Source organism: Arthrospira sp. PCC 8006 (assembly GCF_046480465.1).
Lineage (GTDB): Bacteria > Cyanobacteriota > Cyanobacteriia > Cyanobacteriales > Microcoleaceae > Limnospira > Limnospira platensis.
The window spans coordinates 1-3,307 of sequence record NZ_PKGG01000358.1 but is presented as its reverse complement, the minus strand read 5'-3'; the positions used below and the strand labels follow the sequence as shown (position 1 = coordinate 3,307).

At 44.6% G+C, this 3,307-nt stretch carries 6 protein-coding genes; all 6 read left to right on the top strand.

Features of this window, described 5'->3' with window-relative positions; all coding sequences use genetic code 11:
• Positions 1–126 precede the first annotated feature (126 nt).
• The 6 genes from B9T16_RS27190 (at position 127) to B9T16_RS27165 (ending at position 3,228) form a co-directional block, all read left to right on the top strand.
• On the top strand, positions 127–279 hold the full coding sequence (locus tag B9T16_RS27190; protein WP_410246236.1) for a hypothetical protein: 153 nt from the start codon (positions 127–129) through the stop codon (positions 277–279).
• Positions 269–481: a hypothetical protein gene (locus tag B9T16_RS27185; RefSeq protein ID WP_006616206.1), complete on the top strand. Its 213-nt coding sequence runs from the start codon at positions 269–271 to the stop codon at positions 479–481. Before B9T16_RS27190 ends, B9T16_RS27185 begins: the two co-directional genes overlap by 11 nt.
• Before the next feature lie 240 nt (positions 482–721).
• Positions 722–1,171 carry a hypothetical protein gene (locus B9T16_RS27180; protein ID WP_410246235.1) on the top strand — a complete coding sequence of 150 codons (450 nt, stop codon included), beginning with the start codon at positions 722–724 and terminating at the stop codon, positions 1,169–1,171.
• A gap of 16 nt (positions 1,172–1,187) precedes the next feature.
• Positions 1,188–1,385, top strand: coding sequence for a hypothetical protein (locus B9T16_RS27175; RefSeq protein ID WP_410246234.1), 198 nt, complete (start codon positions 1,188–1,190; stop codon positions 1,383–1,385).
• Between the two features lie 263 nt (positions 1,386–1,648).
• Positions 1,649–1,837 (top strand): hypothetical protein, encoded by a 189-nt coding sequence (locus B9T16_RS27170; RefSeq protein WP_410246233.1) that lies wholly within the window; start codon positions 1,649–1,651, stop codon positions 1,835–1,837.
• Positions 1,838–2,907: 1,070 nt separating this feature from the next.
• The gene (locus B9T16_RS27165) at positions 2,908–3,228 is read left to right on the top strand and encodes an HNH endonuclease (RefSeq protein ID WP_410246232.1); all 321 of its coding nucleotides are present in this window, start codon (positions 2,908–2,910) and stop codon (positions 3,226–3,228) included.
• Positions 3,229–3,307: the final 79 nt, after the last annotated feature.

The window sequence follows — 3,307 nt, the reverse complement described above, 5'->3', positions numbered from 1 at the left end:
CTTTGAGAGGGTAAAGGGAAAAAGTCTGGGAGAAGAAACCGGATTTCTACTAGCATCTGTTGTTTATTCACAAATATTTAACAAAGAAACCCGGTTTCTCAGTGGCGGGGATGGGGTAAAATCCCGATGGTATCCCCTACCCGGTGCGCGGCTATGGATGAACAGCGATCGCAGGCTTATCTCTCCCTGATTCAAGAACGGATGAATCGCTGCCAAGCCCTAGATTTACCCGTTATGAATCCTACCTATTTTATCACGGAGGTTGATTATGAAGGTTGATTTACCGACGGAACAACAAGTTATCAAAGAGGGGCTAAAAATCCTATCCGCTCACATGGCTCCTGTCAAATTTGCGAGATTTGTTGTGGCTTGTCAACTGGGGGAAGGGGATTATTTGTTGAGTAAAGATGAGATATTTGCGGATGAAACAGTGGATAGTTTATATGAGAAGGTTCGAGCTTTTGAGCAGGGAAAAACTTGAGGTAGCGTTTACAAAAAAGAATCGCTCGATATCAATCTCCAGTTACGCCTTGGGGAGGCGATCGCCTGAGTTTCGACCCCTGTCCGCCCGGAGTGGTAACGTTGAAGGGGGACGATAATCTCTATCGAATTCGCAGGGGTGATTATGGTGTGGTTTAGGGAATTACGGTTATCTGGAGTTGCTGGATGAGGGATTTGTGCAGGCGTGTGAGTTGTTGGTAGCTAATGTGTAGGGGGTTGGATGGTTGCGGTATATTTAGATGTGTGTTGTCTCAATCGCCCCTTTGATGACTGGACGCAGGAACGGGTTCGGCTAGAGGGAGACTCAGTTTTAACGATTCTGGAACGAGTTCGCACGGGAGAATGGCAACTCATTTCGAGTGAAGCGATCGCAGTGGAACYGGAAAAAATGCGAAATCTGGAGAAAAAAACGAGCATCCTTAGTCTTTTGGCGTTAGCAAGCCAGATGCAAGAAATTAATCCGACGGTGGAGGAACGTTCACAACAATTAGAAGGGTTTGGGTTTGGGCTGTTCGATTCTTTTCATCTGGCTTGTGCTGAAGCGGCTGGGGCAGATATTTTTCTTTCTACTGATGATCGCCTGCTCAAAACGGCTCGCAGGTACGCATCTCAATTAAAGGTTGCTATTAGCAATCCGGTGGTTTGGTTGATTCAGGTTTTCCAAGAGTAATAATCAGGAGTTATGGATGATGAATGCAGTAGAGTTAAGAGAAAAAGGCTATCAGATTTTAGTCAATCATTTGGGACAGTCTGATGCGATTCGCTTTTTGCAACAAATGGGTTGGGGTCACGGAGATTATACCCAGGAACGGCGTGATGTTTTAGAGTCGGTGACGCGGGAGGAGTTTTTGGAGGATTTACGGAAAATCAGAGGTCTTCAATAACCGGGTTTCTCAGTGGTGGGGATGGGGTAAAATTGGGATGGTATCCCCTACCCGGTGTGTGGCGATGGATGAACCCAGAGTGCAGGCGTATCTCTCCCTGATTCAAGAACTCCTCGACTGTCCAGATGAAGTCGGTGAGGAATGACGGATTTCCTCGTGGATAGTAATAGGATTCTGGAGGGGGTAAGGGAAGATTACCCGGCGATCGCATCTCCAAATTAACTCGGCTGTACCTTGAACTCAATGACTTAGGAAAAAAAGTGATGAAAGGGATTCAATTTGTTGTGAATGAAGCTGGAGAAAAACAGGCTGTATTAATTGATTTGGCTCAGTGGGGTGAGTTATGGGAAGATTTCTATGATGTGTTGGTGGCTCATACTCGTGAGGATGAGGAAGAGGTGTCTTGGGAGGAGTTAAAACAAGACATTCAGGCAGAAGCAAATGGCAAATGAAGGGTATGCTGTCCGGTTTAAGAAGTCGGCGGCTAAGGAATCGCTCGATATCAATCTCTAGTTACGCCTTGGGGAGGCGATCGATAGCCTGAGTTTCGACCCCCGTCCGCCCGGAGTGGTAAAGTTGAAGGAGGACGAGAATCTCTATCGAATTCGCAGCGGAGATTATCGTGTGGTTTAGGGAATTGATGATTCCGAAAGGGTGGTTCGGATTGTGCGCGTGAGGCATCGTCGGGATGTCTATCGGAGTTGATTTAAGGATGCCGAATCGTATCAAGTTACAATGGGGTTAGATGGGATGTGTTTTAACAGACTGTAGCTCAATGGTGCAGGTCAAATTCCTAAAACGGCTGGTGGGGTCAAAGAAAGCGAGTTTCTAGCCAAGTCTCTGTTTCTTCACAAAGATTTAATAAAGCAACCCGGTTTCTCAGTTGCGGGGATGGGGTAAAATCGGGATGGTATCCCCTACCCGGTGTGTGGCTATGCATGAACAGCGATTGCCCTAAATTAGACCCCAACACCACTTTACCGAACTTACTCAAAGACCGCCTAGTGTGGGAAATTTTCACTCAATTCAAACACCGATGGAGGATGATTGGTCCGTCCTTAAGAAGGCAGTGTAGTCTGTAGTGTCAGATTTAATCCCCAATTACTCACCACCGCAAAAGCAATTCTCATTATGGAAATTTTGCTCAAGCTTATTGAGAACAGTCTCAAGAGTGCTTCTTGAAAGCCCCATTCCTTCGTTCAAGATTTGGCATCTTGTCCAAGATGCTGGTCAAAATGAGAATTGCTGGCCACCGCAACTGGCCGTTGACAATGCCAGTGATCCATGATAGAATTCGGTAATTTGGGGCATACATATATAGTTTTCAAGGATTTGTGGTCATGCACCTCAATCTCATCCCCTCTCGCCTGGATCCAAATTTAGGTTTTTCTTGAGATMTAGTCGTTTCATTTGCTTAACAACTATTAGGGGTGCCTTTGTTAAGCCTTTTAAGCAACACGAGGTAATCAGCATGACTGAAAGTTCATCAGACAAGCTCAACCAACTGTAGAGCGAAATGTTCGTGCTTCTTCAAAAAGAAGAAAAAATGCTTCATGWAACTGAAAGGCTTCTGGCAAAAGCAAAAAAAATGATAGATCCGAGGAATGAATTTAATAAATGGCTTAAATCTTCGGAGGGAAAGGATTGGAAAAACAAGCAATTTGAGTATCAAAGCGGCAAGTGTGCTTACTGTGGTGAGACACTCAGATTTGCTGATGCTGAAGTCCATCATGTACTTTCATTGAAAGAAGGTGGAAAAACTGCTAATAAACCAGAAAATTTTAAATTGCTACATCCAAACTGCAATCGTAAAATTGGAAGTAAATTTGTTAATTTTGATTGAGGTACTAGAGGATTGAATCATGACAAGCAAAACAGAATTAATCAAACAAGTTGCCGAGAAGATTAGCTGGACTCAAGCT

Coding starts and splice junctions, on each gene's coding strand:
- B9T16_RS27190 (WP_410246236.1), top strand. CDS start 127: ATGGTATCCCCTACCCGGTGCGCGGCTATGGATGAACAGCGATCGCAG.
- B9T16_RS27185 (WP_006616206.1), top strand. CDS start 269: ATGAAGGTTGATTTACCGACGGAACAACAAGTTATCAAAGAGGGGCTA.
- B9T16_RS27175 (WP_410246234.1), top strand. CDS start 1,188: ATGATGAATGCAGTAGAGTTAAGAGAAAAAGGCTATCAGATTTTAGTC.
- B9T16_RS27170 (WP_410246233.1), top strand. CDS start 1,649: ATGAAAGGGATTCAATTTGTTGTGAATGAAGCTGGAGAAAAACAGGCT.